The organism is Kushneria aurantia DSM 21353, assembly GCF_000382245.1.
In the GTDB taxonomy this organism is placed as follows: Bacteria; Pseudomonadota; Gammaproteobacteria; order Pseudomonadales; family Halomonadaceae; genus Kushneria; species Kushneria aurantia.
Genome location: NZ_KB907875.1, coordinates 59,319 through 84,626 on the forward strand (window position 1 = coordinate 59,319; position 25,308 = coordinate 84,626).

General features: G+C 64.3%; 25 protein-coding genes. 12 read left to right on the plus strand and 13 right to left on the minus strand.

The window, feature by feature from the left end; translation table 11 throughout:
- Positions 1-443 precede the first annotated feature (443 nt).
- Entirely contained in the window at positions 444-782 is a 339-nt protein-coding gene (locus H146_RS0111090; RefSeq protein WP_019951943.1) for a hypothetical protein, read from the minus strand.
- A gap of 137 nt (positions 783-919) precedes the next feature.
- Positions 920-1,189, minus strand: a complete 270-nt coding sequence (locus H146_RS19165; RefSeq protein WP_033195655.1) for a hypothetical protein — start codon at positions 1,187-1,189, stop codon at positions 920-922.
- Positions 1,190-1,191: 2 nt separating this feature from the next.
- On the opposite strand from H146_RS19165, the gene H146_RS0111100 reads away from it, so the two are divergent.
- The 4 genes from H146_RS0111100 (at position 1,192) to H146_RS0111115 (ending at position 5,951) form a co-directional block, all read left to right on the plus strand.
- On the plus strand, positions 1,192-2,106 hold the full coding sequence (locus tag H146_RS0111100) for a hypothetical protein (protein WP_019951945.1): 915 nt from the start codon (positions 1,192-1,194) through the stop codon (positions 2,104-2,106).
- A complete protein-coding gene (locus tag H146_RS19170) occupies positions 2,103-3,257 on the plus strand; it encodes a glycosyltransferase (RefSeq protein ID WP_019951946.1) in 1,155 nt (384 codons plus the stop codon). The genes H146_RS0111100 and H146_RS19170 overlap by 4 nt, the downstream gene beginning before the upstream one ends.
- 108 nt (positions 3,258-3,365) lie before the next feature.
- Entirely contained in the window at positions 3,366-4,280 is a 915-nt protein-coding gene (locus H146_RS19175) for a hypothetical protein (RefSeq protein WP_156826788.1), read from the plus strand.
- A gap of 42 nt (positions 4,281-4,322) precedes the next feature.
- A complete protein-coding gene (locus H146_RS0111115) occupies positions 4,323-5,951 on the plus strand; it encodes a dihydroxyacetone kinase subunit DhaK (protein ID WP_019951948.1) in 1,629 nt (542 codons plus the stop codon).
- 86 nt (positions 5,952-6,037) lie between these two features.
- On the opposite strand, the gene lon is transcribed toward H146_RS0111115, so the two are convergent.
- From lon to nrdR, 9 genes are all read right to left on the minus strand, one after another.
- Positions 6,038-8,437: an endopeptidase La gene (gene lon / locus H146_RS0111120; RefSeq protein WP_019951949.1), complete on the minus strand. Its 2,400-nt coding sequence runs from the start codon at positions 8,435-8,437 to the stop codon at positions 6,038-6,040.
- Positions 8,438-8,655: 218 nt separating this feature from the next.
- The gene (locus H146_RS0111125; protein WP_083920846.1) at positions 8,656-9,975 is read right to left on the minus strand and encodes a DUF945 family protein; all 1,320 of its coding nucleotides are present in this window, start codon (positions 9,973-9,975) and stop codon (positions 8,656-8,658) included.
- A gap of 37 nt (positions 9,976-10,012) precedes the next feature.
- Entirely contained in the window at positions 10,013-10,486 is a 474-nt protein-coding gene (locus H146_RS0111130) for a phosphatidylglycerophosphatase A family protein (protein ID WP_019951951.1), read from the minus strand.
- On the minus strand, positions 10,483-11,478 hold the full coding sequence (gene thiL / locus H146_RS0111135; RefSeq protein WP_019951952.1) for a thiamine-phosphate kinase: 996 nt from the start codon (positions 11,476-11,478) through the stop codon (positions 10,483-10,485). The genes H146_RS0111130 and thiL overlap by 4 nt, the downstream gene beginning before the upstream one ends.
- A gap of 45 nt (positions 11,479-11,523) precedes the next feature.
- Positions 11,524-12,039 carry a transcription antitermination factor NusB gene (gene nusB, locus H146_RS0111140; protein WP_019951953.1) on the minus strand — a complete coding sequence of 172 codons (516 nt, stop codon included), beginning with the start codon at positions 12,037-12,039 and terminating at the stop codon, positions 11,524-11,526.
- Positions 12,036-12,545, minus strand: coding sequence for a 6,7-dimethyl-8-ribityllumazine synthase (ribH, locus tag H146_RS0111145; RefSeq protein WP_019951954.1), 510 nt, complete (start codon positions 12,543-12,545; stop codon positions 12,036-12,038). The genes nusB and ribH overlap by 4 nt, the downstream gene beginning before the upstream one ends.
- Before the next feature lie 92 nt (positions 12,546-12,637).
- A complete protein-coding gene (gene ribBA / locus H146_RS0111150) occupies positions 12,638-13,804 on the minus strand; it encodes a bifunctional 3,4-dihydroxy-2-butanone-4-phosphate synthase/GTP cyclohydrolase II (RefSeq protein ID WP_019951955.1) in 1,167 nt (388 codons plus the stop codon).
- 96 nt (positions 13,805-13,900) lie between these two features.
- Positions 13,901-15,148 (minus strand): bifunctional diaminohydroxyphosphoribosylaminopyrimidine deaminase/5-amino-6-(5-phosphoribosylamino)uracil reductase RibD, encoded by a 1,248-nt coding sequence (gene ribD, locus H146_RS0111155; protein ID WP_019951956.1) that lies wholly within the window; start codon positions 15,146-15,148, stop codon positions 13,901-13,903.
- The gene (gene nrdR / locus H146_RS0111160; protein WP_026351924.1) at positions 15,138-15,650 is read right to left on the minus strand and encodes a transcriptional regulator NrdR; all 513 of its coding nucleotides are present in this window, start codon (positions 15,648-15,650) and stop codon (positions 15,138-15,140) included. The genes ribD and nrdR overlap by 11 nt, the downstream gene beginning before the upstream one ends.
- A 386-nt stretch (positions 15,651-16,036) precedes the next feature.
- Here nrdR and H146_RS0111165 point away from each other — a divergent pair, with 386 nt between their 5' ends.
- The 3 genes from H146_RS0111165 to H146_RS0111175 all read left to right on the plus strand — a co-directional run bounded on the left by H146_RS0111165 (position 16,037) and on the right by H146_RS0111175 (position 18,118).
- Entirely contained in the window at positions 16,037-16,309 is a 273-nt protein-coding gene (locus H146_RS0111165; protein WP_019951958.1) for a hypothetical protein, read from the plus strand.
- A 141-nt stretch (positions 16,310-16,450) separates the two neighbouring features.
- Positions 16,451-16,699 (plus strand): GlsB/YeaQ/YmgE family stress response membrane protein, encoded by a 249-nt coding sequence (locus H146_RS0111170; protein ID WP_019951959.1) that lies wholly within the window; start codon positions 16,451-16,453, stop codon positions 16,697-16,699.
- A gap of 183 nt (positions 16,700-16,882) precedes the next feature.
- On the plus strand, positions 16,883-18,118 hold the full coding sequence (locus tag H146_RS0111175) for a TauD/TfdA family dioxygenase (protein WP_019951960.1): 1,236 nt from the start codon (positions 16,883-16,885) through the stop codon (positions 18,116-18,118).
- A 38-nt stretch (positions 18,119-18,156) separates the two neighbouring features.
- Here H146_RS0111175 and H146_RS0111180 read toward each other — a convergent pair whose 3' ends face one another.
- Positions 18,157-19,158 carry a GlxA family transcriptional regulator gene (locus H146_RS0111180; protein WP_019951961.1) on the minus strand — a complete coding sequence of 334 codons (1,002 nt, stop codon included), beginning with the start codon at positions 19,156-19,158 and terminating at the stop codon, positions 18,157-18,159.
- Between the two features lie 151 nt (positions 19,159-19,309).
- Here H146_RS0111180 and tmpA point away from each other — a divergent pair, with 151 nt between their 5' ends.
- From tmpA to H146_RS0111210, 5 genes are all read left to right on the plus strand, one after another.
- Positions 19,310-20,455, plus strand: a complete 1,146-nt coding sequence (gene tmpA / locus H146_RS0111185) for a 2-trimethylaminoethylphosphonate dioxygenase (protein ID WP_019951962.1) — start codon at positions 19,310-19,312, stop codon at positions 20,453-20,455.
- Positions 20,452-21,024: an HD domain-containing protein gene (locus tag H146_RS0111190; protein ID WP_019951963.1), complete on the plus strand. Its 573-nt coding sequence runs from the start codon at positions 20,452-20,454 to the stop codon at positions 21,022-21,024. Before tmpA ends, H146_RS0111190 begins: the two co-directional genes overlap by 4 nt.
- A gap of 101 nt (positions 21,025-21,125) precedes the next feature.
- The gene (locus H146_RS0111195; protein ID WP_019951964.1) at positions 21,126-22,073 is read left to right on the plus strand and encodes an ABC transporter substrate-binding protein; all 948 of its coding nucleotides are present in this window, start codon (positions 21,126-21,128) and stop codon (positions 22,071-22,073) included.
- A 209-nt stretch (positions 22,074-22,282) separates the two neighbouring features.
- The gene (locus tag H146_RS0111205) at positions 22,283-23,272 is read left to right on the plus strand and encodes a GlxA family transcriptional regulator (RefSeq protein ID WP_019951965.1); all 990 of its coding nucleotides are present in this window, start codon (positions 22,283-22,285) and stop codon (positions 23,270-23,272) included.
- A 165-nt stretch (positions 23,273-23,437) separates the two neighbouring features.
- Positions 23,438-24,376 carry an ABC transporter substrate-binding protein gene (locus H146_RS0111210; RefSeq protein ID WP_019951966.1) on the plus strand — a complete coding sequence of 313 codons (939 nt, stop codon included), beginning with the start codon at positions 23,438-23,440 and terminating at the stop codon, positions 24,374-24,376.
- A gap of 42 nt (positions 24,377-24,418) precedes the next feature.
- Here H146_RS0111210 and H146_RS0111215 read toward each other — a convergent pair whose 3' ends face one another.
- Positions 24,419-25,240: an alpha/beta hydrolase fold domain-containing protein gene (locus tag H146_RS0111215; protein WP_019951967.1), complete on the minus strand. Its 822-nt coding sequence runs from the start codon at positions 25,238-25,240 to the stop codon at positions 24,419-24,421.
- Positions 25,241-25,308: the final 68 nt, after the last annotated feature.

Here is a 25,308-nt window from a genome sequence, read left to right on the forward strand (position 1 = left end):
GACGAAATCTGACGACGGTGGGCACTGACCCGTAACCGTCATGTCATACGATTGCAATCATGGTGCAAGGCTCACTGCTTGTCAAACAATTGTACAGCTAATCAGCCACGCACAAGATTCTCTCTCGGCCTCTGCATCTCACTTCATCGATAAAAACAAAAGGCCGGCAGCTGGCAATGCCGGACCGGGACGACTGGCAAAGTGCCTTTGGCACTACCACCGGATCGGAAAAGCCTTCCACGAGGGCGCTATAAACCCGTCCATGGACGCTAAATTCGCCATCCCTGGCGAATAACCCTCGTTTCAGGCTGTTTCCGATCCTCTCCTGCAGGTTTTCACAAAACTTTTGCGGGGTTTGTCATCGATCCGGGGCCGGCAGCGGGCGCTGTCGGCCTCTCATCGGCATGGATCGGAACCGCCGCCGATATAGCATGCCAACAGGATTACAGGTCGGCATCATCCTGCATGGGCTCGGTGGATGCCATCTGATCGGAGTTGCCCTGACGACCGGTCTCGATTACGTGAAAGGCTTCACCCGAAGCGCCATTGGTCGACATGCGGGTCGTCTCCATCTGCGCCGAATGGCTCTGGCGACCGGTCTCGGTCACGCTCGCTCGAGTTTTTGCGGCATCCGTTTGCACATGAGTGGATTCCATCTGTGCCGAATGGCCCTGACGACCGGTATCCAGACTGCCCTGCTGCCCTTCATGGCCATCCAGACTGGCAGCCATGGCGGGCAGCGACAATGCAGCGAAGGTGACAGCAGCGATAACTTTTTTCATCGGTATTCTCCTGATTTATGGCGATACCCCGCCACCCTGGCAGGGGTCTTGCTCTTGCTGTGCTGACGCATGGCATCAAGTCCGGGTTCGGGAGAGCGCATCAGCAGCGGCCCAGTAGTTTTCAGACTTAATGTTAGTCAGCTAACGAAGATAAAGTTATTCTTCTGTATCGCTTCTGTCAAATAATTGGCGAAATAGTAGGTGGCTATCAAAAAGTGGCGCGCGATATAAATGACGGCGCTTTTATAGCGCCGCCATTCAAGCTGCGGCGGCAACGCCAAAACCGCTACGAGCAGTGCAGGGCCGGGATGCTTTGCGGCAAGCAACCGGGCCATCAGCGACGCATGACAGCTCGCGGCGATGCTGTTAACCTGGCCGCCTGCCGTTGTCGGACAGGACTTCTTCAAGCGTGACGAACATTCTTTCCGCGCGAAAAAAGCGCAAGCTGCTCACCCGAATACTGTCGCCGCGGATGGCGATCCGCAATCGTCTGGCACGGCGTGGTCTCGAGACCAATCGCCGACTGGTGGTGTCAATGACCACTCACCCGCCCAGAATTCACGAAGTGTACATCGCGCTTGAGTCGATCATGGCGCAGGAGATCAATGACTTCACGCTGCGACTTTATATCTCCGCAAGCGACATGACACGTATCGGCCAACTGCCTGCCACGCTACATCGACTGGTCAGGCGCGGGCTCGAAATCGTGATCACAGCGCAGGACTATCGTTCCTACGACAAGCTGGTTCACGCTCTCGCCGACTCACCCGAGGCCACTATCGTTACCGCCGATGACGATGTCATCTACCCTCGCCGATGGCTGTCCGAACTACTGGCAGGCGCTCGGCGCCACCCCGGCTGCATCATCTGCCATCGCGGCCATCTGCTCAGCGAATCACCGCCCGGATCGGGTCGTATCAGCTATGGTGCCTCACGTGCAGCGGGCGCCGATGCCGCTCAAGAGCCGGCTCTTGCCCTGATGCCCACCGGCAACAGTGGGGTTCTCTACCCGCCCGGCAGTCTTGACCCCATGGCACAGGACAGCGACAGCTTCCTGCGTCTGGCCCCCAGTGCCGATGACATCTGGTTCAAGCTCGCCTCGCTGAAACGCGGCACACGCTGCTATCGTCTCGGCGAGCGCAACGCCGAGTTTCCGCCCACTCGCTCAGCGCGACTGGCGCCCCTGCACCGTGAAAACGTCGCCGGCGGCGGCAACGACCGGCAGCTGGCTGACTGCCTGGCGCACTTCCCGGAACTCGCCAGGAAGCTGTTCGACGAGCTGACAGCCGACCGCTCGACACTGCTGCAGGAGGAGAAGCCATGACACAGCGCATCCTGCTGGTCGTCAGAAGACTCAACATTGGCGGCATTCAGCGCGTCACCATCAATCTGGCCAATGTGCTCAATCGTGCAGGGCACGATGTTCATGTACTGGTGCTCAAGGGCGGCGACGAAGAGCTGCTGCCCGACCCGGGCGTGACCCTGCATCGCGTCGATTTCGACAAGCGCTTTCGCCATACCGGCATCGGGCTGATTCATGATCTGCTGACACGCGCCCTGCTCAAGCCGCTGCTGCCCGGCTCCGGTTTCATGTGGCGAGGCGCCTACGGGGGCTACTATCTCAGGCGGTTCGTCGAGCAGCTGGAGCGCCAGCATGGCCCGGTCGATCGCATCATCATGCGCGGCCAGGGCGCTTTTGAAACCGTCTGGTCGTGGCACGACCCCAGACTCTGGCAGGTCACGGTGTCATGGCCGGGAGACTACGGCGGTCGCCTCAAGGGCATTTATCTGCGCCGCCTGTACCAGCACAAACAGGTGGTTTGTAATACCCCCAATGTGCGCCAGCAGCTGGAAAAACAGCTCGCCTTTCATGACATCGAACCGCGGCGCTGGGCGACGATCGGCAACCCCTGCGATATCGAAGCGATCCGGTCACTGGCCGATGAAAGCGTCGAGCTGCCGAAGCGGCCCTACGTCGTTCACGTGTCGCGCCTGTCGCAGGTCAAGCGTCAGGACCTGCTGATCCGCGCTTATCTGGCCGCCGACATCGAGGAAGACCTGGTGATCGTCGGCGACGGGCCAATGCGGGAAAGCATCGAGCAGTTGATCGATGCGTTGGGCGTGGGTGATCGCGTCCACCTGATAGGCAGCCGCGCCAATCCCTACCCCTGGATGAAACAGGCTCGACTGTTCGTACTCAGTTCGAAAAGCGAGGCCTTCGGCATCGTACTGGCGGAAAGCATGATCTGCGGCACGCCCTGCGTGGCGGTCGATGCGCCGGGCGGCATCCGTAATGTGCTGATCAACGATCAGGCACGCCTGGTGGTCGACAACAGCATCGAGGGGCTGGCTGCCGGTATACGTGAGGGACTGGCCCATCCTCCGGACATAAATGCCGATCCGGAACTGATCGAGCGCTTTCGCGATACCCGTATCATGCGGGCCTTTCTCGAATTGCCGGTCAGTGGAGACTGATACTCAGAAGACATAATATTTTTTTAATTTTTCTATGGCGATCGTTAGCACACTAACGCTAAACTTGACCTTGATTTATTACTGTCATGTTTCACTTTAGTGGACGCCATGTTGCACGGTTTTCAACCTCCTGCCGGAGGGCCGCTCGAAGGCCACCGCCGTCTGGCGACAGCTACTTTCCGAGTGCGCCTGCGCGAGAGCGTCAAGCTGCGCGTTCAGCGCACCCTTGGCCAGGCAATAGAGAAGCGCTGGTTCGAGCGCTGGCTCGACCATCGCCCCGGCGGGGCGAGGCTGGAGCGCATGGGCCTGCCGCGCCGCGAACTTGAACGGCGGCTGGAAGATGCGCTGACGGTCTGGGTCGACCCGCGCGAATTGATCCGCAACGTCGACTTCAAGGGCGTGGGCAATGTGCGCCCCTCCTCTTCCGCCTTTATCTGGGACGGCGACTGGGATCTCAGCCGCGGCGATCTGCGCCGCGGCTCGCGCTATCGCTTTATCAGCGAGCTGGATGAGCATCGCAACGATCTGCGCCACACCCACCGTTTTGCCGAGCTGCACGCCCGGCTGGAGGCCGGTCACCCCCATCTTGTCCCGCTCGAGGGGCTACGACTCGACAGCGACGACAAGATCGTCGACTGGCTGCAGCGCTATGTTGGCTATATGGACCATATGGCCCGCAACGGTTTCGACAGCCGGCTGGGCAAGGACGAACTGGGCGTGGCGGTCACTCGCGACGGCCGTCTGGTCAAGATCAACCGCGGCCTTCATCGTCTCGCCATGGCCCAGCACCTGGGACTTTCGCGCATACCGGTCAGGGTCAGGGCGGTGCATCGTCAGTGGTGGCAGCGGATAACGGCGGACGCCAGCGGCATGGCGGCAATCGACAGACTGACACAGGCCCTGCCCCACTGCCCGCCGGAGACCCGCCCCGGCCCCCTCGACCCAACCCCGGATCGCGGTGCCTTCGAGTGGCCCGTGGCGCGCCTGATTTATCACCATGGCGTATTGGCAACGCCGCTATAAAAGCTAAGCTGGCAGCATCGCCCATTTCTATGCGGAGTTGCCATGGACCGCTTCTACAACCAGCCGCGCCAGCTTGTCGATCAGATGCTGGAAGGCCTTGCGCTTTTTAACCCCGTTACGCTATGCAACGACCCGTCCGCGCGCATCGTGATGCGTCGCGACTGGCAGCCCCGACGCGAGGGATGTCAGCAGGTCGCCCTCATCTCCGGCGGCGGCTCCGGGCATGAACCCGCTCATGGCGGTTTCGTGGGTGAGGGTATGCTCACCGCCGCGGTAGCCGGCGATCTGTTCGCCTCCCCGGGCGTCGAGGCGGTGCTGGCTGCCATCCGCGCCTGCTGCGGCGAAGCCGGCTGCCTGTTGATTATCAAGAACTACACCGGTGACCGGCTCAACTTCGGGCTGGCCGCCGAGCGTGCCCGTGAAGAGGGCTACCGGATCGAGACGGTGATCGTTGCCGACGATGTCGCCCTGCCCGATGCCGAACAGCCGCGCGGTCTGGCCGGCACCCTGCTGGTACACAAGATAGCGGGCTTCCACGCCGGCCGCGGCGACAGCCTTGAAACGGTACTGGCAGCCGCCCGCGACACCGCCACCGCACTGCGCTCTTTGGGCATGGCACTCTCCAGCGCCACCCTGCCCGGCAACGCCCGTGAAAAACGTCGCTCTCCGGAGCTGGGGCTGGGCATTCACAACGAGCCCGGCGCACGCCACATCGATCCACACGATGCCCACGAGGCGGTCCAGCAGCTGCTGGCAACGCTCGACAGCGGCGACGACGGCCCCTTTGTTCTGCTGCTCAACAATCTGGGCGGTTGCTCGCCGCAGGAGATGCAGCTTCTGGCCCGGGAGTGCCTGCAGCAGTGGGGCATCGAACGGGTCGCGCTGCTGATCGGCCCGGCCGCGATGATGTCATCGCTGGATATGCATGGCTTTTCGCTGACCGCCCTGCCCCTTAGCGACGCACGTCGCGAAGCCCTCGAAGCGCAGACGACCGCCGTCGGCTGGGCGGCGCCGCGTCCGGTGGCACAGGCCACTACTTTCACGCCACGCTTCAGCGAAGCCGAAGCCAGCGGTGGCGGTCGCCGCGACGCCGAGCGCGCGGCGCTGATAAAGCGGCTGGCGCAGGTACTGCGCGACAGCGAGGAGGCGCTTGATCGACTGGATGCGAAGGTGGGCGACGGCGATGCCGGCGCCACCTTTGCCGCCGGCGCAGGAGCGGTATTGACAGCGCTCGACGAAGATCGTCTCTCCACCGGCGAGGATGCCCGCCTCGCCAGCGAACTGGGGCAGCTGTTCGCCGCCTCGATGGGCGGCTCCAGCGGCGTGCTGGTATCGATTCTGATGAGCGCCGCTTGCAGCGCGCTGGAAGCGCAAAGAGGCTGGCCCGCCGCGCTGGCCGAGGGCGTGGCGCGCATGCAGCACTATGGCGGCGCCGAACGCGGCGATCGCACCCTGCTCGACGCCCTGATACCCGCCGTCGAGGCGCTCGAGGCGGACGCCAGCCTGCAGGACGCAGCCCGGGCGGCTCGCGAAGGGGCCAGGGCGACAGCCGCCATGACCCGCGCCGGCGCCGGGCGCGCCAGCCAGGTGCCGGGTGACGCCCTGGAAGGCGTGACCGACCCCGGCGCCGAAGCCATGGCGCGACTTTTCGAGGCGCTGGCAGCGCGCTGACAGCCTTTGCCGCCTCGCTGCAGCGAGGCGTAAAAAAAGCGCCGCCCCTCGCAGAGCGCCGCTTTTTCATCACCTGACAACCGTCTTCAGCCGAACACCACCTTCGAAACGTCCTGGTAGGTTTTGGCGAAGTGCACCGTCATGCCCTCCCTGAGGAAGTCGGGCAGCTCCTCGAAGTCGCGGCGATTGGCATCGGGCAGCACCAGCTCGAAGATGGCGCTGCGACGTGCGGCGATCACCTTCTCGCGAATCCCGCCCACCGGCAGCACCTGGCCGGTGAGCGTGATCTCGCCGGTCATCGCCAGCGGCCGACCGATCTCCTGACCGCGCGCCAGCGACAGCAGCGCCGTGGTCATGGTGACGCCCGCCGAGGGGCCATCCTTGGGGGTGGCGCCCTCCGGTACGTGCATGTGAATGAAGGCGGAGTCGAAGAAACCGGGCTGCGCCCCGTACTCCTGAAGATGTCCCAGCGCGAAGCTGTAGGCCAGGTTGGCCGACTCCTGCATCACCTCGCCCAGCTTGCCGGTCAGCTTCATGCCGCGCTGCAGACCGTGCACGCGGGTCGCCTCCACCGGCAGAGTGGCGCCGCCCATCGAGGTCCAGGCAAGGCCCGTGACCACGCCCGTGCCCTTGAGCACCTTCTCCTTGCGAAACAGCGGCGCACCGAGGAAATCTTCCAGATTGTTGACCGAGACCTTGACCGTCTCCTGGTCCTCCTCCAGCAGTTTGACCGCCGATTTGCGCACGATGCGGTGCAGCTGCTTCTCCAGCTGGCGCACGCCGGACTCGCGGGCGTAGCCCTCGATAACGTGCTTGAGCGCCGCATCGGTCAGGTTGATACGCTTTTTGGGAATACGGTCGCGCTCCAGCAGCCGCGGCCAGAGGTGGTGTTTGGCGATCGCCATCTTCTCCTCGGCGATATAGCCGGACAGGCGTATCTGCTCCATGCGGTCGAGCAGCGCGCTCGGGATGGTGTCGAGCTGGTTGGCGGTGCAGACGAACAGCACCTTCGACAGGTCCATGCGCACGTCGAGATAGTGATCGAGAAAATCGACGTTCTGCTCCGGATCGAGCACCTCCAGCAGCGCCGAAGCCGGGTCACCCTGAAAGGACTGGCCGAGCTTGTCGATCTCATCGAGCATGATCACCGGGTTCTCGACCTCGACCTCCTTCATCGCCTGCACCAGCTTGCCCGGCATGGCACCGATGTAGGTGCGCCGGTGGCCCTTGATCTCCGCCTCGTCGCGCATGCCGCCGACCGAGAAGCGGTAGAATTTACGCCCCAGCGCCTCGGCAATCGAGCGCCCCACCGAGGTCTTGCCGACGCCCGGCGGGCCCACCAGCAGCAGGATCGAACCGCCCACATCGCCCTTGAAGGCGCCCTCGGCGAGAAACTCGACGATGCGGCTCTTGACGTCCTGCAGGCCGTCGTGGTCGCGGTCGAGCACGTGGCGGGCGTGGGCCAGGTCGAGCTGATCGTCCGAAGTGATGCCCCACGGTAGCGACGTCAGCCAGTCGAGGTAGTTGCGGGTGGTACCGTACTCCGGCGAGCCGGTCTCCAGCACCGACAGCTTGCCCAGCTCGTCGTCGATGCGCGACTGCACCCGCTCCGGCACCATCTTGTCCTCGAGGCGCTCGCGGAAGGTATCGACATCGTTTTCGCGATCATCCTTGGAGATGCCCAGCTCCTTCTGGATGATCTTGAGCTGCTCGCGCAGAAAGAACTCGCGCTGGCGCTCCTGCATCTGGGCGTTGACCTGCTCGGAAATCTCGCTCTGCAGCTGGGCTACCTCGATCTCCTTGCGCAGCAGCGGCAGCACCACCTGCATGCGCTCCAGCACCGCCAGTGTTTCCAGCACCGACTGCAGCTCGGGACCGCGCGCCGAAGTGATGGCCGCGGCAAAATCGGTCAGCGGCCCCGGCTCGTTGGGGCTGAAACGGTTGAGATAGTGCTTGAGCTCCTCGCCATAGAGCGGGTTGATCGGCAACAGCTCCTTGATGCCGTTGATGATCGCCATGGCGTAGGCGCGGGTCTCGTCGCCCTGCTTCTCGACCGGCTCGTGGGGATACTGCACCTCCACCAGATAGGGCGGCTGGTCGGAGAGCCACTTCTTGATACGAAAACGGCGCAGCCCCTGGGCGATGAATTGTAGCTGCTCGTCATTGCTTTCAGAGCGGTGCACGCGCACCGCCGTGCCGGTAACGGGAAACTCACCCGGCGCCGGATCGGCCCCGGTATCGCCGATAAACGCCAGCCCGACGATATGATGCGAGGTCTCGCCGACCTTCTCGAGCGTCTCGTTCCAGCGCTTGCGATTGAGTACCAGCGGCTGCACCTGGGCCGGAAAGAAGGGCCGATTGTGGATCGGCAGCAGATAGAGCCGCTCGGGCAGATATTCACTGGCGGGCACCATCGCCTGCGCCTTTGCATTACCCTGTTCATCCTCGGATTCGATCACGTAATCCGACTGATTTTCTTCACTCATGGAGCGTCCTGATAGCTGTTTTGGCAGGCGTTCGAAGAGGAGGAGTTCGGCAACATCCGGTCACCTCGAATACCCGGTCGATAACCGGGCAATGCGGGCGGGAGATGGCTTTATCAAGACCGGCCGGGTCGATTGCCTGCACAGAGCATGGCAGGCAACCGATGTATTGCGCGCTCGACCCGGCAGTACGGGCGGCCACAGGAAGGCCATAACCGGCGTCAGAAACCCTGATCGAGCAGCAGCCAGGGCTCACCGTTGATCAACAGGGCGCCTTCGCGGATGCTCAGCTCCAGCGTTTCCTGTCCCGGCTGCTGGCCCGCTACCAGCGCCAGCAGCGGCGGTGCGTTGTGCACGACGAAGTCACCGTTGAGCCGACGGCGAAACGCCGAGCGTCCCCAGGAGGTCTGCAGCTGCGCGAAGCTCAGGCGCTGCACATCGTCGCCCTCCAGCGTCAGTGCACCCTCGAGCCGCAGCGGATGTCCCAGCATGCCGCTATCGACCGTCAGCGCGTCGACACGCAACTGCGGTGAATCGGACAGCAGCGCAAAGACCTTGTCCTGCCAGGGGCGAATCAGTGACAGCACGCCTCCCTCGAGCAGCGCCCCGGACTGCCATCGCGCGGCCAGCTCGCCCCCTGCCAGCGCAACCAACTCACGCGCGGCCTGCTCGTCGATACGAGCCAGTTCGGCCTCGAGCGTCGCGCTGCCGACCTGCTGCTGTGACACGGCAGCGTTGTCCAGTGCCATGCTGAACGGATAGCGCAGCTGCTGACCGTCATGCAGGGTGTGCCCCTCGAAGTGCAGTTCCTCGGCCGACAGCGGCAGACCACCGCTGCGGGTGATGTGCAGGTTGGCGACGTCGAGCCGGTCCTCGCGACCGATCTCACCCTTGTTGTCGGGGGCCGCACTATCGGCGGCGTGCAAGCGGGTCGACCAGTGTAGCGCCCCGAGGCTCAGTTGACGCACCGGGCTGCGATAGTCAAGGGCGGAAAAATCGACCGCAAGCCGGCTGCCCTGACCATCGCTTTCGAACGACACGGCAGCATTATCAAGCGTCAGGGCGGTATCACGCTGCTGCCAGGCCAGCGTCGCGGGTGCCTCGACGGTCAGCCGAGCACTCCGCTCGAGATGCTGAAAGCGCGCATTGAAGCTCACACGCTCGCCGGGAGAGAGTTCATCGGCAAAGAGTGCTCGGCCGCCCGCCTCGACCAGATCAGCTCTGCCCGACAGGGCGGTGCGCAGCACGCCATAGCGCAGCTGCCAGTCCAGCACCAGCGCCGGACTCTCCTCGCTGGTCCTGTCACTGCGTGTCAGCCGCAGCTGGCCATCAGCGGAGAAAAAACCATCGCGCTTGATGACGTTATTGGCGCTGATGCCATCCAGCGCATCGAGCCGCGCGACGGTCTCGGCCATTTGTGCCCTGACTTCATGACGGCTGTAGCCCAGCGCCCCCAGCCACAGCACCAGCGCCAGCAGCAACACGACGCCGCCCCCTGTTACTACCCGACGCTTCCAGCGTCCCTGCTTCCGTGCCTTCATCGGTGTCGTCTACTCAAGTCCTGCCGCCCATGGCAGATCAGTTAAGCCACAGCCAGACGTGCATCACACTCCAGGCATAGATGCCCGCCAGCACGTCGTCCAGCATGATGCCAAAGCCGCCGGTAACGCGACGATCCACGGTGCGCACCGGCCAGGGTTTGATGACATCGAAAACGCGAAAAATGATGAAACCCCATAGCGCCGTCTGCCATGAAAAGGGCACCGCCGCCATGGTCAACCAGTAGCCGACGAACTCGTCCCAGACGATGCCGGAGTGATCGTGCACGCCCAGATCGCGCGAGGTGCGATCGCACAGGTAGATGCCGATCAGTCCCGCCACGCCCAGCACCATCAGGTAGACCCCGAGCGGCAGGGTCGACATCAGCCAGTAGAAGGGAATCGCCGCCAGAGTGCCGAAGGTGCCGGGCGCGAAGGGCGCTGCACCGCTGCCCAGCCCGAAGGCCAGAAAGTGCACCGGACGGCGCCAGACGGAAGGTGGAGCGCGATTCATGGATGCTCTCCGTGGCCGTTCGGCGCGGCGCCGCTCCCGGACGCACTGTTATAGAAGTGTTGCCAACCCGGACTCTTCAGGCTGACACCCTGAATGCCCGGTTCGGAGGTCACATGACCGATCACGTGCAACGCCCCGCCCAGCGCCCGGCGTGCCGCCGCCTCGTTCTGCGGGGGAAGCGCGACCAACAGCTGGTAGTCGTCGCCGCCGCCCAGCGCCGCCTGCAGCGCCTGGTCGGCGCCCAGTGCCGCGACCAGCCCGGGCGCCAGCGGAATGGCCTCGGCATCGAGCCGGGCGCCGGTGCCGGCGCCGTCACAGAGATGACGCAGATCGGCCAGCAGACCATCGGAGATATCCAGCCCGGCGCTGACCAGGTCGCGCAGCGCGATACCGGCATCAACCCGCGGCCGGGGACGAAGGTAGGCGTCAAGCAGGGGATTGTCTGCCGAGCGCTCGCCATCGAACCAGGCACGCAGACCGCCGTGGGCACCGCCCAGCGCTCCGGTGACCGCCAGCAGGTCGCCGGGTCTTGCCCCGCAGCGGGTAATGCCCGCCTCTGCGGGCAGTTCGCCGTGCACGGTGATGGTCATGGAGAGCTCGCGTCCGCGGGTGATATCGCCGCCCACCAGGGCGATATCGTGCTGCCGGGCCAGGCTGTAGAGGCCGTGGGCGAAGTCGGCCAGCCAGCTTTCGTCGACCTCCGCCAGCGTCAAGGCCAGCACGAACCAGCGCGGCCGGGCGCCCATGGCGGCCAGATCGCTCAAGTTGACCGCCAGCGCCCGGTGGCCGATCGCCTCCGCCGGCGCCTCGAGCGGGAAATGCACATCGGCCAGCGAGGTATCGACGCTCACCGCCAGCCGGCAGCCGGGCGTCGGCGACAGCAGCGCGCAGTCATCACCCTGCCCCAGCACGATACCGGCGTCGTCGCGCTGACGCTGCATGAAGTAGCGTCTGATGATCTCGAACTCGCCGGGGAGGCACGGGTCACTCATTGGCCTCGGGTCTCCATGGGATGACGAACGGCGCCGACGTCACCTTCAGTCACGCTCACGGCGCTGTCGGCGGGCCTGCACTTCCACCTGGCGTAGCTCACCCGCCAGCCGGTCCAGAATGGAGTTGACGTACTTGTGCCCGTCGGTAGCGCCAAAGATGCGCGCCAGCTCGACGCCTTCATTGATAACCGAGATATAGGGCACCTCCGGGCGGTGGGCCAGCTCGTAGGCACCCAGCCGCAGAATCGCCAGTTCGACACCGTCAAGGTCATCAAGCCGGCGGTCAAGCGTCGGTGCGATGGTGCTGTCGAGTTCGCCACAGCAGCTCGTCACGCCATGCAGCAGCTGGTGAAAGAGTGCCAGATCGGCGATCTTCATGACCTGAACCCAGTTCTCGTGCGGTTCGAGGTCGTCATCGGCGCTCTGGGCGCGAAACTCGGTTTCCAGCCGGGTGACCGCCGTACCGGTCATCTGCCACTGGTAAAGCGCCTGCACGGTCAGCTCGCGAGCCGCCCGGCGTGCCTGCTGCTGCTTCGAAGGGACACGGGGGGCGTCCTTCACGCCTCACCCCCATAGCTGTCAGCAGGCATGTCGCCTCCCATCTGACGCAGCAGCGACACCATCTCCATTGCCGCCATGGCGGCCTCGAAGCCCTTGTTGCCGGCCTTGGTGCCGGCACGCTCGATCGCCTGCTCGATGGAGTTGACGGTCAACACGCCGTTGGCGATGGGCGTGTCGTAGTCGAGCTGCAGGCGATTGAGGGCGGCGTTGCACTGCCCGGCAATGTGCTCGAAGTGCGGCGTGCCGCCGCGAATCACCGCGCCCAGCGCCACCACCGCGTCCGGCGCCAGCCGATTGAGGGCACGCTGCACGGCCAGCGGCAGCTCCCAGCCGCCGGGCACGTGAACGAGGTCGATATTGGCCTCGTCGACGCCGTGGCGCACCAGCGCATCCACGGCGCCTTCGACCAGCGAGTCGACCACATGGTGATTGAAGCGTCCCACCACGATGACGTAGCGGCCATCGACGTCGTCGAAGCGCCCTTCCAGCTGTGCAATCGGTTGCATAGTTTTCCTTTCAATTCGTCGCTATCGCTGCATGCTGCCATAGCGGTTCGGCAGCATATGGTTATATGGCGCCATGATTGGCGTTCCCGGGGTCAGCGATCCGCGGCCGGCTGGCTACGGCTCTCATCCCGGCTGCCGACCTGCTCGACCACTTCGAGACCGTACCCGGCCAGCGCCGAAAAGCGCCACGGCGAACTGAGCAGGCGCATCTGCCCGACCCCGAGGCAGCGCAGAATCTGCGCCCCGGTACCCACGGTGACATAGTGGCCGGTACCATCGGCGTTCACTTCGCGTGCGCGCGGTCGGCGCTGCAGATAAAGATCGAGCTGCTCGCGGAAATCGACCATGCCATGCTGGTCGGCCAACAGCACCAGCACCCCCGCCTCGCTGTCGGCAATCTCGGCCAGCGCCTCCTGCGACGACCAGCTCTGACTGCCCTCGCGGCGCAGGCCGAGCAGATCGCGCAGCGCATCGGCGACGTGCACCCTGACTGTAGTGGGCCGTTCGCTCTCCGGCGAGCCCTTGACCAGCGCCAGATGGTGGCAGCCCTGGATGCGGTCGCGGAAGCAGTGCAGCTGAAAGCTGCCGGCCTCGGTCTCGACCGGGTGCGACTCGAGGTGCTCGACGGTCTGCTCGTTGTGAATACGGTAGTGGATCAGCTCCGAGATGGTACCGATTTTAATCCCGTGCTCGGCGGCGAAGCGCTCCAGTTCCGGGCGCCGCGCCATGGTGCCGTCATCGTTCATCACTTCGCAGATCACTGCAGTGGGCTCGAAGCCGGCCATCTCGGCCAGGTCGCAGGCCGCCTCGGTGTGGCCGGCGCGGCGCAGCACGCCACCCGCCTCGGCCATCAGCGGAAAGATATGGCCGGGCTGCACGATATCCGCGGCGCGAGCGTTGCGCGCCGCCGCCGCCTGCACGGTGCGCGCCCGGTCGGCGGCGGAGATGCCGGTGGTCACTCCGCTGGCCGCTTCGATCGATACCGTAAAACGGGTACCAAAGCCGGAGCCGTTGTCGTTGACCATCAACGCCAGCCCCAGCTGCTCACAGCGCTCGCGCAGCATCGGCTGGCAGATCAGACCACAGGCGTAACGGGCCATGAAGTTGATGTGAGCGGGCTCGACGCACTCGGCGGCCATGATCAGGTCGCCTTCGTTCTCGCGATCCTCGTCATCCATCAGAATGACCATGCGCCCCTGACGAATCTCTTCGACCAGCGCCTCGACGCTGGCCAGTCGGCTGGCTGTCTGTTCACTCATTGCGGCTATCGGCCGGCGGCCGCTCCTCTGTATTGGCCCAGCTGTATGGCTTCAACTGAAGTCGCGATGACGAGGCCATCGCGATGCTTGTAACGCTCACGGCGCCTGCGAATCGCCAACCGGGCGCGCGATAATACGCCAGTCGGGGCCGAAAGCGCGAACATCGTCGATACTCAGCCGACGGCGCTGCGACAGCGTCTCGAGCCCCGTCAGGGTCAGCAGACCGCGGGCCCGATCGCCCATCAGCACAGGCGCCATATAGATCACCAGCTCGTCGACCAGGCCGGCGTCGAGCATCGCCCCGCCAAGTCGCGAACCACTCTCCAGCAGCACCTCGTTGCACTGCTCGGTATCGGCCAGATAGCGCATCAGCGCCTCCAGATCGACCTGTCCCGTGGCAGCCGCCGGCAGCGTTACCACCTCGGCACCGGCCGCCACCAGCGCCTCGCGGCGGCGAAAATGATCGCGCTGCTCCAGCGCCCCGGGGCCGCCCGGCGACACCGTCGCCACCAGGCTACGACCGGGCTCGCTCAGACAGCGCGAGGCGGTGGGCAGCGACAGGGTGGAGTCGACGATCACCCGCAGTGGCTGACGCAGGCCGCGCTCGTGACTCACCCGAGTAGCGCTGCAACGAAGCCGGATGTCGAGCTGCTCGGCGCGCACCGTCAGGCGGCTGTCGTCGCGCATCACCGAAGCAACGCCGCTGAGTATGGCACTGGAGCGCGCGCGCAGGTGCTGTACGTCGCGCCGCGCGCGCTCGCCGGTGATCCATTTGGACTCGCCGCTGGCCATGGCGGTGCGGCCGTCAAGGCTCATTGCCATTTTCAGCCGCACCCAGGGCAGCGAGCGCGACATACGCGAGATAAAACCGACGTTGAGGGCGCGGGCGTCCTCTTCCAGCATGCCCACTCGGGTAGCGACCCCGGCCGCCTCCAGCATGGCGATACCGCGCCCGGAGACCTGCGGGTTGGGATCGCGCATGGCGGCCACCACCTCGGCGACGCCCGCCTCGGCCAGCGCCTTGGCACAGGGGCCGGTGCGGCCATAGTGGGAACAGGGTTCGAGGGTGACGTAGGCCGTGGCACCGCGCGCCGCCTCACCGGCAGCGCGCAGGGCGTGTATCTCGGCGTGGGCCTCGCCGGTCAGTTCGTGCCAGCCCTCGCCGACGACCTGCCCACCGCGCACCAGCACGCAGCCCACCCGCGGGTTGGGGTCGGTAGTATAGAGACCACGCCGCGCCAGATGCAGGGCGCGCGCCATATAGTCCTCGCCGCGCCGCATATCGCGATGCGACTGCCCTCCCTGCGACAGATCGCAGTTGCCCGCCTGCTCCTCAACGCTCATCGGACGGCGAGCCTCCCGTCTCGTCACGGGCTACCGAGGCCTCCGACGACAGATCGCCGGACAGACGTTCGATCTCGGCGCGAAACTCGTCGATATCCTGAAAGCGGCGATAGACCGAGGCAAAGCGGATGAAGGCGATCTGATCGAGCCCGCGCAGTTGGGTCATCACCTCTTCACCGATGGCACGCGCGTTGATTTCGCGCTCCCCGCGGGCACGCAGGCGCTGACGAATACGCTCGATGGCGGCCTCGATATCCTCGCTGGCGACCGGACGCTTTTCGAGCGCCCGCAGCATACCGGCGCGCAGCTTGGCAGGCTCGAAGCTCTCCCGCGAGCCGTCGGCCTTGACCACTCGCGGCATGACCAGCTCGGCGGCCTCGTGCGTCGTGAAGCGCTCGCCGCAGGCCAGGCACTGACGACGGCGGCGTACCTGATCGCCATCGGCGACCAGCCGCGAGTCGGTCACTCTGGTGTCCTGCTCACCGCAAAAGGGGCAATGCATGAGTCGTGTCTTTAATCCTGCCGCAGGGCGTCGGCTCATCAGGGCAAATGGCCGCCTGCCCCGTCGGCGTGGCGTTCGAAGAAAAAGCCGTCATGCTGTGGCAGCGCAGGATGGGGCAGGAATGCTCCGCACAGCGATGCCTGTAGGCAAATATTGTAACGTTTTCCCTGCTGTTCGGAAACGAAGGCGGGCGGCCTCGCCATCTCACCCTTCGCAAGCAGGCGCCTTCATTGACGAATAATCGACGAAGCCTTCCCCAACCCGGGTTGTAGGCCCGGCACAGCAGCACTACCCTAAAAAGCAGCCTATCGGCTCAAGGGCTGTCCCTCGGGCCAGGCTCGCAGGCACCGGGCACCGGCTTTTTCACTTTGGCAAACGAGAACGTCATGAATCTGATCTCATGGATATTCACCAGCATCGCGGTGGGAATGCTGGCCAATACCGTCATTCCACGACGGCTGAGCGTCGGCTATCTGGGCAGTGCCGGCATGGCCACCCTCGGGGGTGTCGTTTTCGGCTTCACCACCACCCTCCTGGGACTGGCCGCCGAGCTGCATTTCGATCTGCACAGCATGACGGCTGCGGCTATCGGCGCACTGGGTGCGGTGGCGCTGCTGACCATCTGGATGGTGTTTCATCCGCAGCATCGCCTGCGCTGAACCCACTGCACTCTGCTATTTTATCAATGCGCCCTGCTCGCCTTCCGCGGGCAGGGCGTTAATGATCGGGCGGGTGGTTAGCCACCGATCGCAAGCAAGGCCGATACGGCCGGCCAACACGACAGCTGGGAGCAGCCTTCAATGGGCATTATCGCGTGGATCATCTTCGGTCTGATCGCTGGCGCCATCGCCAAACTGCTGATGCCGGGCAAGGACCCGGGCGGCTTCATTGTCACCATCGTGCTGGGTATTCTGGGCGCGGTAGTCGGTGGCTGGATCGGTACCGCGCTGGGCTTTGGCAGCGTCAGCGGCTTCAACTTCGGCAGTTTCGTGATCGCCATTCTGGGTGCGCTGATTCTGCTGTTTGCCTACCGGATGATCAAAAGATAAGACAGCACAGGGTCACAGCCCGCCCCCTGATTGTGGGGCGGCGGGTTCTCGCCGCCTGCCGATGAAACCCCTTCCTCGTCCCGGCATGTCCTGCCAACGTAAAAAGACGTCCTTTTGAATCAATAGTGCCCGGCACCGGTTTTCTATGGTGGCTGGAGTTTCCAGCCATTGAGAGTTCAACCGATGTCCTCCAACGCAACGCCACTGCCCGCCACCCCGGATTTCGACAGCTGGCCGATCGAACACACCATCACCGACGTTCATCATGCGTCGCGTACCCTGACACTCGTCTGGAGCGACGGCCGGCGCAGCCATTATCACAGCATCTGGCTACGCGAAAACGCCGCGGATGACAGTACGATCAACCCCGCCACCCGTGAGCGCATCCTCGATCTTTCACGCCTTTCGGAGTGGCCCGTGATCGACAGCGCTCACCTCGACGACGCCGGTGCGCTCAGCGTCACCTTTGCTCCCGAGCAGATCGAGCTGCGCTTTCACCCCGGCTGGCTGCGCGCCCACGACTACTCCCATGAACAGAGCAACGACACTCCCTTTGCCAGCGCGGTGCCCTGGCGCGGTGCCGATCACGGTGAACCGTTCAGCCTTGACGCCAGCGGCTGGCTGGAGCGCGAAAGCGATCCGCAGGAGGTCGATCCACTGCTCGAAGAGGCCCTCGGTGCGGTGATGCGCGACGGTATCGTGCGGCTGCGCGGGCTGCCAACCCGCGAGCAGAGCCTTGACACCATCGCACACCGCATCGGCATACCGCGCCCGACCAACTTCGGTGCCCTGTTCGACGTGCGCTCCAAACCCGACCCGGACTCCAACGCCTATACGGCCATCGCCCTGCCGCCCCATGTTGACCTGCCGACACGCGAATATCAGCCCGGCCTGCAGCTTTTGCACTGCCTGAAAAACGACACCAGCGGCGGCAGCGCGGTGATGCTGGACGGCTTCGCCGTCGCCGAAAGAATGCGCCAGGACTATCCCACCCAGTTCGAAACACTCACCCGGGTGAAGTGGTGCTTCGCCAATACCGCGCGCAGCAGCGATTACGTCTGGCACGCCCCGCTGATCGCCCTCGACGACGCCGGCAACTGCAGCGAAATCCGCACCGCCGACTTTCTCAGAGGCCCGCTGATGGTGCCCTTTGACGAGGTGGAGGCGGCCTATGCGGCGCTGATGGTGTTTCAACGTCTGCTCGGCGAGCCCGAATTCGCCATGCGCTTCAACTACCTGCCCGGCGACCTGGTCATCTTTGACAACCGCCGACTGCTGCACGGCCGCGACGCCTTCGACCCCGGTCAGGAGGGGGGCAGCCGCTGGCTCAGGGGCTGCTACCTGGAGCGCGACGAAGTGCGCTCGCGGCTGCGCATGCTGGCACGCGCCCGGCGGCGCGCGCGGGTCGAAGCCGAATAACCCGACGAGCGTGGCAATGCAGCAGGCTGGATGCGGTTTCAGGTGTCGCTGCGCGACCTGCCCGCCGTAACGCTGGGCGGCTCACCGAAGCGCTGACGGTAGGCGCGGCTGAAATGGGCGACATGCTCGAAACCGGTCGCCAGCGCCGCCTGGGTCACGCTGATGCGGCTGTCGATCAGGATGCGCCGTGCGCGATCAAGGCGCAGTACCAGATAGCACTGACGCGGCGCCATATGCAGATACTGATCATAGAGGCGCGCCAGCTGACGTGGCGAGCGCCCTACCCGCTGGCCCAGCTCGGCGATGCTCAGGGGGCTGGCGGTGGTCGCTTCCATGATTGCCAACGCTTTCGCCAGAGGCGTCGGCATGCGCTCCAGCGTATAGCCTTCCCCCACCAGCGCCTGGCCGGGGCTCTCCTCCGAGGTCTGGCGCTGGTGCAACAGCTGACGCGCGATGGCATCGGCCAGCGCCTGGCCCCAGCCCTGCTCGATCCAGCTCAGCATCATGTCGATGCCGGCCGCACCCCCCGCGCCGGTGAGCCGCTTGCCATCGATGATATAGCGCGCCGCACCGGCGTTGAGGTGGGCAAAATCCTCCAGAAAGGCCGGCAGGCTCTCCCAGTGCACCGCTACCCGATACCCCTCCAGTACGCCGGCGCGGGCCAGGATGAAGGGCGCCGTATCCAGTGCGGCGATCGGCATGTTACGCCCCGCGGTGCGTCGCAGCAGGGCGTGATGACGGGCCGAAACCGCGGCTTCGGCCTCGAAGGAGGCGACCACCACCAGCATGTCACCGCGCGGCACGTCGTCGAAGGCAGCGTCGGCATCGATTCCCACCCCGTTGCTGGCCACCACCGGCTCACCGTCGCTGGAGAGCAGCCGCCAGGCAAAGAGCGGCCGTCCCAGCCGATTGGCAACGCGCAGCGGCTCCAGCAGGCAGAACAGCGTCAGCATCGAGAACTTCGGCAATAGCCAGACATCGAGCGTAATGGCCGCCTCGCGAGGCGACAGCAGCGGGGGCAGATCGGTTTTGGTCAGCATGGCGCTCCGGTAATCACTTCAGATCGATGACGTCAATCATCAAAAAAACGACCGATAAATTCAAATCGGCGGTGAGCATCAGTGTGAAGCTGGCGGCAGATTCCCCCTGATCGCTTCACCGCGGGACATTACCGACAGCGAGGAGAGCAGCATGGATACGGCACGCACGACAGCAGTGCAGATAGCGTCACTCGACGACGGACGACGGCTGCAACTGGGCGAAGGCAAACGGCAGCAGATATTTTCCGCCCTGTGGCTGCGTGAAAACGCGCCCGACAGCGAGACCCTCGACCCCACCACCGGACAGCGTCTGATCGAAGCCGCTGAGTTACCGCTCGATCTGCGCATCGAACGGCTCAGCATCAACAACCGCACCCTGCAGCTGGCCTTCAGCGACCGGCACACCACCGAAATGCCGATTGCCGACCTGCTGGCGACGCCACGCGCCGCGCACCGCGAACAGCAGCGCTGGAGCGGCGATCTGCAGCCGCCGGCGGCGACCGCCTTCGACGCCGCCGTCGATGACGACCGGTCGCTGAGCACCCTGCTCGAACAGCTCAGCGTCTACGGCTTCGCCCGGGTCAGCGGCGTGCCCGTCGAGGAGGACGGCATGCAGCCGCTGCTCGACCGGATCGGCCCGATTCGCCGCACCAACTGGGGCGGCATCGCCGACGTCAAATCGACCGCCAACGCCTACGATCTGACCATGACCCGGCGCGGACTGGAGCCCCATACCGACAACCCCTACCGCGAACCGATCCCCGGCTACATCTGGCTGCACTGCCTGCGCAACGCCGCCGCAGGCGGCGACAGTACCCTGGTGGACGGCTTTCGCGCCGCCGAGCTGTTACGCGAACGCTACCCCGAAGCGTACCGCTGCCTGACCCGCACGCCAGTGCGCTTTCGTTATCGCGACGCCAGCAGCTGGCTCGAAAACGAGGGCTTTTTGATCGAGGAGAATGCCCATGGCCAGGTCTGGCGCGTGCGCTACAACAATCGCACCGAGCACCTGCCGGCGCTGGAGCCGGAGGTGCTGGAGCGCTATTACGCCGCCCGCCAGCGTTTTCACGCCCTGATCACCTCTACTGAACTCACCCTGCATCTGCGCCTCGAGCCGGGTGAGCTGCTGATCATGGACAACTACCGACTGCTGCACGGTCGCACGGCCTTCATTCTGGAAGGTGGCGAACGCCATCTGCGTCAGGGCTATGTCGACCGCGACACCACCCTGAGCCGCTACCATCTACTCAAGCAGGCGCAATCGACAGCAGCGGCCGTCACGGGAGCGATATCATGAAACAGGCCACCTTCACCCGTTTCGATCACAGCAGCGCGCAGGACTGGTCCATCATTGACCACCACTTCAAACAGTACCGCAGCGGTGCGGCGGATCGCGTGCTGATGCACCTGTTGCGCCTCAAGGGCGACAACCACGGCTACCCGGTCGACCGCTATACCCACTGCCTGCAAACCGCGACGCGGGCACTGCGTGACGGCGCCGACGAAGAGACGGTAGTCTGTGCACTGCTGCACGACATCGGTGACGATCTCGCCCCCGACAACCATGCCGAGATCGCCGCCGGTATTCTCGAGCCCTTCGTCGACCCACTCAATGTGTGGATGGTGCGCCATCACGAACTCTTTCAGGGCTATCACTACCGCCACTTCTACGGCCAGGATCCCCACGCTCGCGAGGCCTATCGCGAGCATCCGGCCTATGCACGCACAGTACGCTTCTGCGACGAATGGGATCAGTGCGCCTTCGACCCCGATTACGACACCCTGTCACTGGAATATTTTCGCCCCATGGTAGAAAGAGTATTGTCACGCCCGCCCTTCGACAACGAACCACAGCACAACGCCTGAAGCCGTTGCGAGCAGGGTATCCATCCCCACGCAAGCAGAAGAAAGGAAGACGCGAACGACCATTCTGCGAAAACGAAAACCGACAAAGCAAAGGAGAAAGAATGAAGTTCAATAAACTCATCTACCCACTGGCAATGAGCATCATGAGCGCCGCACTGCCACTGTCGGCAGCGGCCTCCGATCAGGCCGACGAGGTGCGTTTTATCGTGCCGCCCTGGCCCGGCGTCACGGTCAAGACCGAGATCGTCTCGCAGCTGCTGAAACCGCTCGGTTACGCCAGCGAACGGCTGGATATGAGCAGCACTGTCGGCTATCGCGCCCTCGGCACCGGCGACGCCGACGCCTTTCTCGGCGGCTGGCTGCCGGCCCAGCAGGAGAGCTATGACGCTGCCATGGCGGACAATCAGATCGTCGATCTGGGCAACAACGTCGACGGCGCGAGAATGGGCTTCGCGGTACCCGGCTACGTTTACGACGCCGGCGTGACCAGCGCCACACAGATTGACGACCCGGAAAACCGCGAGCGTTTCGGCGCCAACTTCTACGCCATCGAGAGCGGCTCCACGACCAGCGACTTCATTCGCAATGCGATCGCCAACGACACCTACGGACTGGGCGACTGGAATCTGATCGAATCCTCGACGCCCGGCATGCTGTCGGCGGTCGACGCCGCCTGGAACCGCGAGGAGTGGGTGGTGTTCTACGGCTGGACGCCGCACTGGATGGCGTTGAAATACGACATGCATATCCTCGCCGATCCCGAAGAGGTCTACGGCCCCAACCAGGGGCGCAGCGACGTGCGCACCATCCTCGCGCGCACCTTCAGCGACGCCAATCCCAACCTGACCCACTTCCTCGACCAGGTCACCTTCAGCGCCGACGAACAGAGCGCCTTCATTCGCGACTACGGCCTCAAGGAGCAGGCGGTCGAGGTCGTCGCCCACAACTGGATCGAGGCCAATCCCGAACGGGTCGCCGAATTTCTGCAGGGCGTCGAGACCCGCGACGGCCAGCCCGGCCTGCCGGCCGTCGAGGAAGCGTTGCAATGACAGCGGAGAGCGATAGCCACAGAGCCGCCGGCGAAGCCGAACTGCGCATGCTGCGCCGCATCGCGGCGGATTTCGAGCAGTAACGCGCATCCGCGGCTTCCACTTCGGCAGCTTCACGACCGCCATGCCGGGCGCGCTCACCCTGCTGGTGATCAGAGAACCCGCCGATACGACCGTCCCCTCTGCGGGGCGGTTTACAGGACACCATCATGCCCATCCCTGATCCGGCAGAGCGACATATTACCTTCCTGCTCATCGAACGCTTCTCGATGATGGCTTTTTTCTCCGCCGTCGAACCCCTGCGTATCGCCAATCGTATCGCCGCTGCTTCCCTCTATGGGTGGACGCTTGCCAGCATCGACGGCACGCCGGTGACCGCCTCGAACCAGATGCGCCTGATGGTGGATGCTGCGGCCGGTAGCGGCGAGACACCGACAGCGCTGGCGCTTTGTGCCGGCTTCGCGCCATTGCCGACGCTCCCGCATCGCCTGGTACGCTGGCTGTATCGGCTCGACCGTGCCGGTTGCCGGCTGGGCGGTATCGATACCGGCGCTTTCCTGCTTGCCGAAGCCGGGCTGATCAGCGCCGATGATCACGTCACCCTGCACTGGGAAAGCCTGCCCGCCTTCCGCGAGCGCTGGCCGCACCTGCAGGCTGGTGAAGCGCTCTACGAACTGGGCGAACGGCGCTTTTTCTGTGCCGGTGGCGCAGCAGCCATGGACATGAGCCTGGCCGCTATTGCCCGCCATCATGGCGAAGCGCTTGCTCACGCAGTAGCGGAGCAGTTGATTCACGACCGACTGCGCAGTCAGGACGATCAGCAGCGCCTGTCGATTGCACGACGTCTCAACCTGCACGACCGCCCCCTGGTCGACACAATCGCTCTGATGGAGCGTCACATCGAACAGCCCCTGCCACTGGACACACTGGCGCAGCGGGCCAGCATTTCACGGCGCCAGCAGCAACGCCTGTTTGCCGAGCGGCTGAATAGCACGCCGGGCGCCTGGTATCTGGCGCTGCGGCTGGCCCACGCACGCGGCCTGCTCGCGGAGGGCACCATGAACATCACCGATATTGCACTGGCCTGTGGCTTCACCTCGACGGCGGCCTTTTCACACGCTTTTCGGCGTCAACACGACATATCGCCCAGGGACTTTCGGCGCCAACAACACCCGGACACGTCAAAAGCCCCTCGATAACACCGCGCCGCATCAATCTACATGGCCAATACGTCATCTGGCGTCAATTGCACGTCGCCCTGCGTCAGGCCCTCTCTCGGCAAAGCGCTAGCCTGAATACCCTCAACCCTTGCAACCCATCGGTGCAAGCCAACAACACCCAACATCAATGAGGGAACCCCTGACATGACTCGATACTCGCGCATCCGGCAACTACTGAGCGCGCTTGCGCTTTTTTTCGTTGCTATAGCCCCGGCAAAAGCCGATATCGATACCCTGCGTTTCGGGGTATCGCCCTGGCCGGGGGTCACGGTCAAGACCGAGATCGCCTCTCAACTGCTGCAGGCCCTGGGCTATCGGACACAGAAAAACGAACTGGCAGTCAGCGTGATTATCAATGCCCTATCCAACGATCAGCTGGATGTCTATCTGGGTAACTGGTATCCGGTTCAGGAAGAGATGACCCGGCCACATCTTGACGAGGGAACACTGGTCCAGGTGGCCAAAAACATCAGCGATGCCGAATCGGGACTGGTAGTACCGCAGTATGTCCATGAGGCCGGCGTCGACAGTGTCGCCGACCTGAACCGCTATCGTGACCGCTTCAACGCCGAGATTCAGGGTATCGAAGCCGGCACCGGTATTAACGATGCCATTCTCGCCGCCATCGACAACAACAGGGCGGGGCTGGGCGACTGGCAGCTGAACGAAAGCTCTACAGCCGCCATGCTCGCGCTGGCTCAACAGAAAATAAGCAACCGGGAGTGGATCACCTTCGTGGGCTGGGAACCTCACTGGATGAACGTCAGCTACGATCTCTACTACCTGAAGGACGCCGACGACAGCGGTATTGCCAGCATCACCAGCACCGTCTGGACACTGGCACGCCGTGGTCTGGAAGCCGAAGCGCCCAACCTCTATCGCTTTCTGTCGCAGTACAGGGTTGCCATCGAGGATCAAAATGACTGGGTCTACGAATACAACTACAGGGAGCGCCCCGCAGACGAGGTCGCCAGCGAGTGGATTCGCAACCATCCCGACACCGTTGCCCAGTGGCTGGATGGGGTGACAAGCCGCAGCGGCGAAGCCGCGATCGATGTCGTCAGAGAAAAGATGATGGACTGACCGCCGCGGGCTCCCTGACTTCGCCGGGGAGCCTTTATCGATTCATTTATCGCCCAGACGACGGCCAAGGGAGTGGCAGAAGTCCTGCCAGGCCGCGTTCATTTCCGCCAGTTCAGCGTGGGCATGCAGAGATGAATGCACCATGTTCGGCGCGCAGCGGTAGCCAACGGCTGCAGAGGCACAACGCCACAGCGCTACCGCACGCTCGATCGAAGGTGTCAGCGGGTCGTGCTCGACGGCCAGCACCTCGATAGCCTCGGCCGGCGGCCGTTCGGCGGGGAAGGCAGGTACTTCGTCGCACACGGTCTCCCACAGCGTCAGCACCTCGCGGCGCGTCAATAGCGGCGCATCATCTCCCAGTGTCGTGGTTGAAGGCGTTCCCACCAGCGGATAGACCAGCCCCAGCACGCCCCGCCAGAAGCCGGTACAGGCCACATCGATCGCCAATCGGCCCCCGGCGCTGTCCCCTGCAATGGCAAGCGGGTCAAGATCGGACACCACACGACGGCAGTCCTGCAGCGCCGTCGCATAGCCCACCTCGGGGAGGCGTCGATAATCGACACTGACCACCTCCCGATTCAATCGCACGGCCAGATCCAGCGTAATGCCATGGTGACTCTCCACCGAGCCGAGATTCCAGCCGCCGCCGTGCAGATAGACCACACCCCCGGCCGGGCAACCGACCGGACAAAAGCGGCGCACCGCAACGCCGGCCACCCGGCTATCGACCACCTCAACCGCGGATGGCCCGGACGGACGAAAGCGCCGATGCAGTTGCTCATAGCGCTCACGACGCAGCGCAAGGGAGTTATCCACCGCATCGGCGGGGTCGCAGAGGTGCTCGATAAAGGTTTCAACGTCCATTAAAAACGTCCATCCAGGGAGACACCTCGGGTTCACCAGGCGCTATCGCACAGACTGCCGACACGCCA

What these genes read in the sequence shown, in the direction of transcription:
- H146_RS0111090 (WP_019951943.1), bottom strand. Translation starts at nt 782, where the DNA reads ATGAAAAAAGTTATCGCTGCTGTCACCTTCGCTGCATTGTCGCTGCCC.
- H146_RS19170 (WP_019951946.1), top strand. Translation starts at nt 2,103, where the DNA reads ATGACACAGCGCATCCTGCTGGTCGTCAGAAGACTCAACATTGGCGGC.
- H146_RS19175 (WP_156826788.1), top strand. Translation starts at nt 3,366, where the DNA reads ATGTTGCACGGTTTTCAACCTCCTGCCGGAGGGCCGCTCGAAGGCCAC.
- H146_RS0111115 (WP_019951948.1), top strand. Translation starts at nt 4,323, where the DNA reads ATGGACCGCTTCTACAACCAGCCGCGCCAGCTTGTCGATCAGATGCTG.
- lon (WP_019951949.1), bottom strand. Translation starts at nt 8,437, where the DNA reads ATGAGTGAAGAAAATCAGTCGGATTACGTGATCGAATCCGAGGATGAA.
- H146_RS0111125 (WP_083920846.1), bottom strand. Translation starts at nt 9,975, where the DNA reads ATGAAGGCACGGAAGCAGGGACGCTGGAAGCGTCGGGTAGTAACAGGG.
- H146_RS0111130 (WP_019951951.1), bottom strand. Translation starts at nt 10,486, where the DNA reads ATGAATCGCGCTCCACCTTCCGTCTGGCGCCGTCCGGTGCACTTTCTG.
- thiL (WP_019951952.1), bottom strand. Translation starts at nt 11,478, where the DNA reads ATGAGTGACCCGTGCCTCCCCGGCGAGTTCGAGATCATCAGACGCTAC.
- ribH (WP_019951954.1), bottom strand. Translation starts at nt 12,545, where the DNA reads ATGCAACCGATTGCACAGCTGGAAGGGCGCTTCGACGACGTCGATGGC.
- ribBA (WP_019951955.1), bottom strand. Translation starts at nt 13,804, where the DNA reads ATGAGTGAACAGACAGCCAGCCGACTGGCCAGCGTCGAGGCGCTGGTC.
- ribD (WP_019951956.1), bottom strand. Translation starts at nt 15,148, where the DNA reads ATGAGCGTTGAGGAGCAGGCGGGCAACTGCGATCTGTCGCAGGGAGGG.
- nrdR (WP_026351924.1), bottom strand. Translation starts at nt 15,650, where the DNA reads ATGCATTGCCCCTTTTGCGGTGAGCAGGACACCAGAGTGACCGACTCG.
- H146_RS0111165 (WP_019951958.1), top strand. Translation starts at nt 16,037, where the DNA reads ATGAATCTGATCTCATGGATATTCACCAGCATCGCGGTGGGAATGCTG.
- H146_RS0111170 (WP_019951959.1), top strand. Translation starts at nt 16,451, where the DNA reads ATGGGCATTATCGCGTGGATCATCTTCGGTCTGATCGCTGGCGCCATC.
- H146_RS0111175 (WP_019951960.1), top strand. Translation starts at nt 16,883, where the DNA reads ATGTCCTCCAACGCAACGCCACTGCCCGCCACCCCGGATTTCGACAGC.
- H146_RS0111180 (WP_019951961.1), bottom strand. Translation starts at nt 19,158, where the DNA reads ATGCTGACCAAAACCGATCTGCCCCCGCTGCTGTCGCCTCGCGAGGCG.
- tmpA (WP_019951962.1), top strand. Translation starts at nt 19,310, where the DNA reads ATGGATACGGCACGCACGACAGCAGTGCAGATAGCGTCACTCGACGAC.
- H146_RS0111190 (WP_019951963.1), top strand. Translation starts at nt 20,452, where the DNA reads ATGAAACAGGCCACCTTCACCCGTTTCGATCACAGCAGCGCGCAGGAC.
- H146_RS0111195 (WP_019951964.1), top strand. Translation starts at nt 21,126, where the DNA reads ATGAAGTTCAATAAACTCATCTACCCACTGGCAATGAGCATCATGAGC.
- H146_RS0111205 (WP_019951965.1), top strand. Translation starts at nt 22,283, where the DNA reads ATGCCCATCCCTGATCCGGCAGAGCGACATATTACCTTCCTGCTCATC.
- H146_RS0111210 (WP_019951966.1), top strand. Translation starts at nt 23,438, where the DNA reads ATGACTCGATACTCGCGCATCCGGCAACTACTGAGCGCGCTTGCGCTT.
- H146_RS0111215 (WP_019951967.1), bottom strand. Translation starts at nt 25,240, where the DNA reads ATGGACGTTGAAACCTTTATCGAGCACCTCTGCGACCCCGCCGATGCG.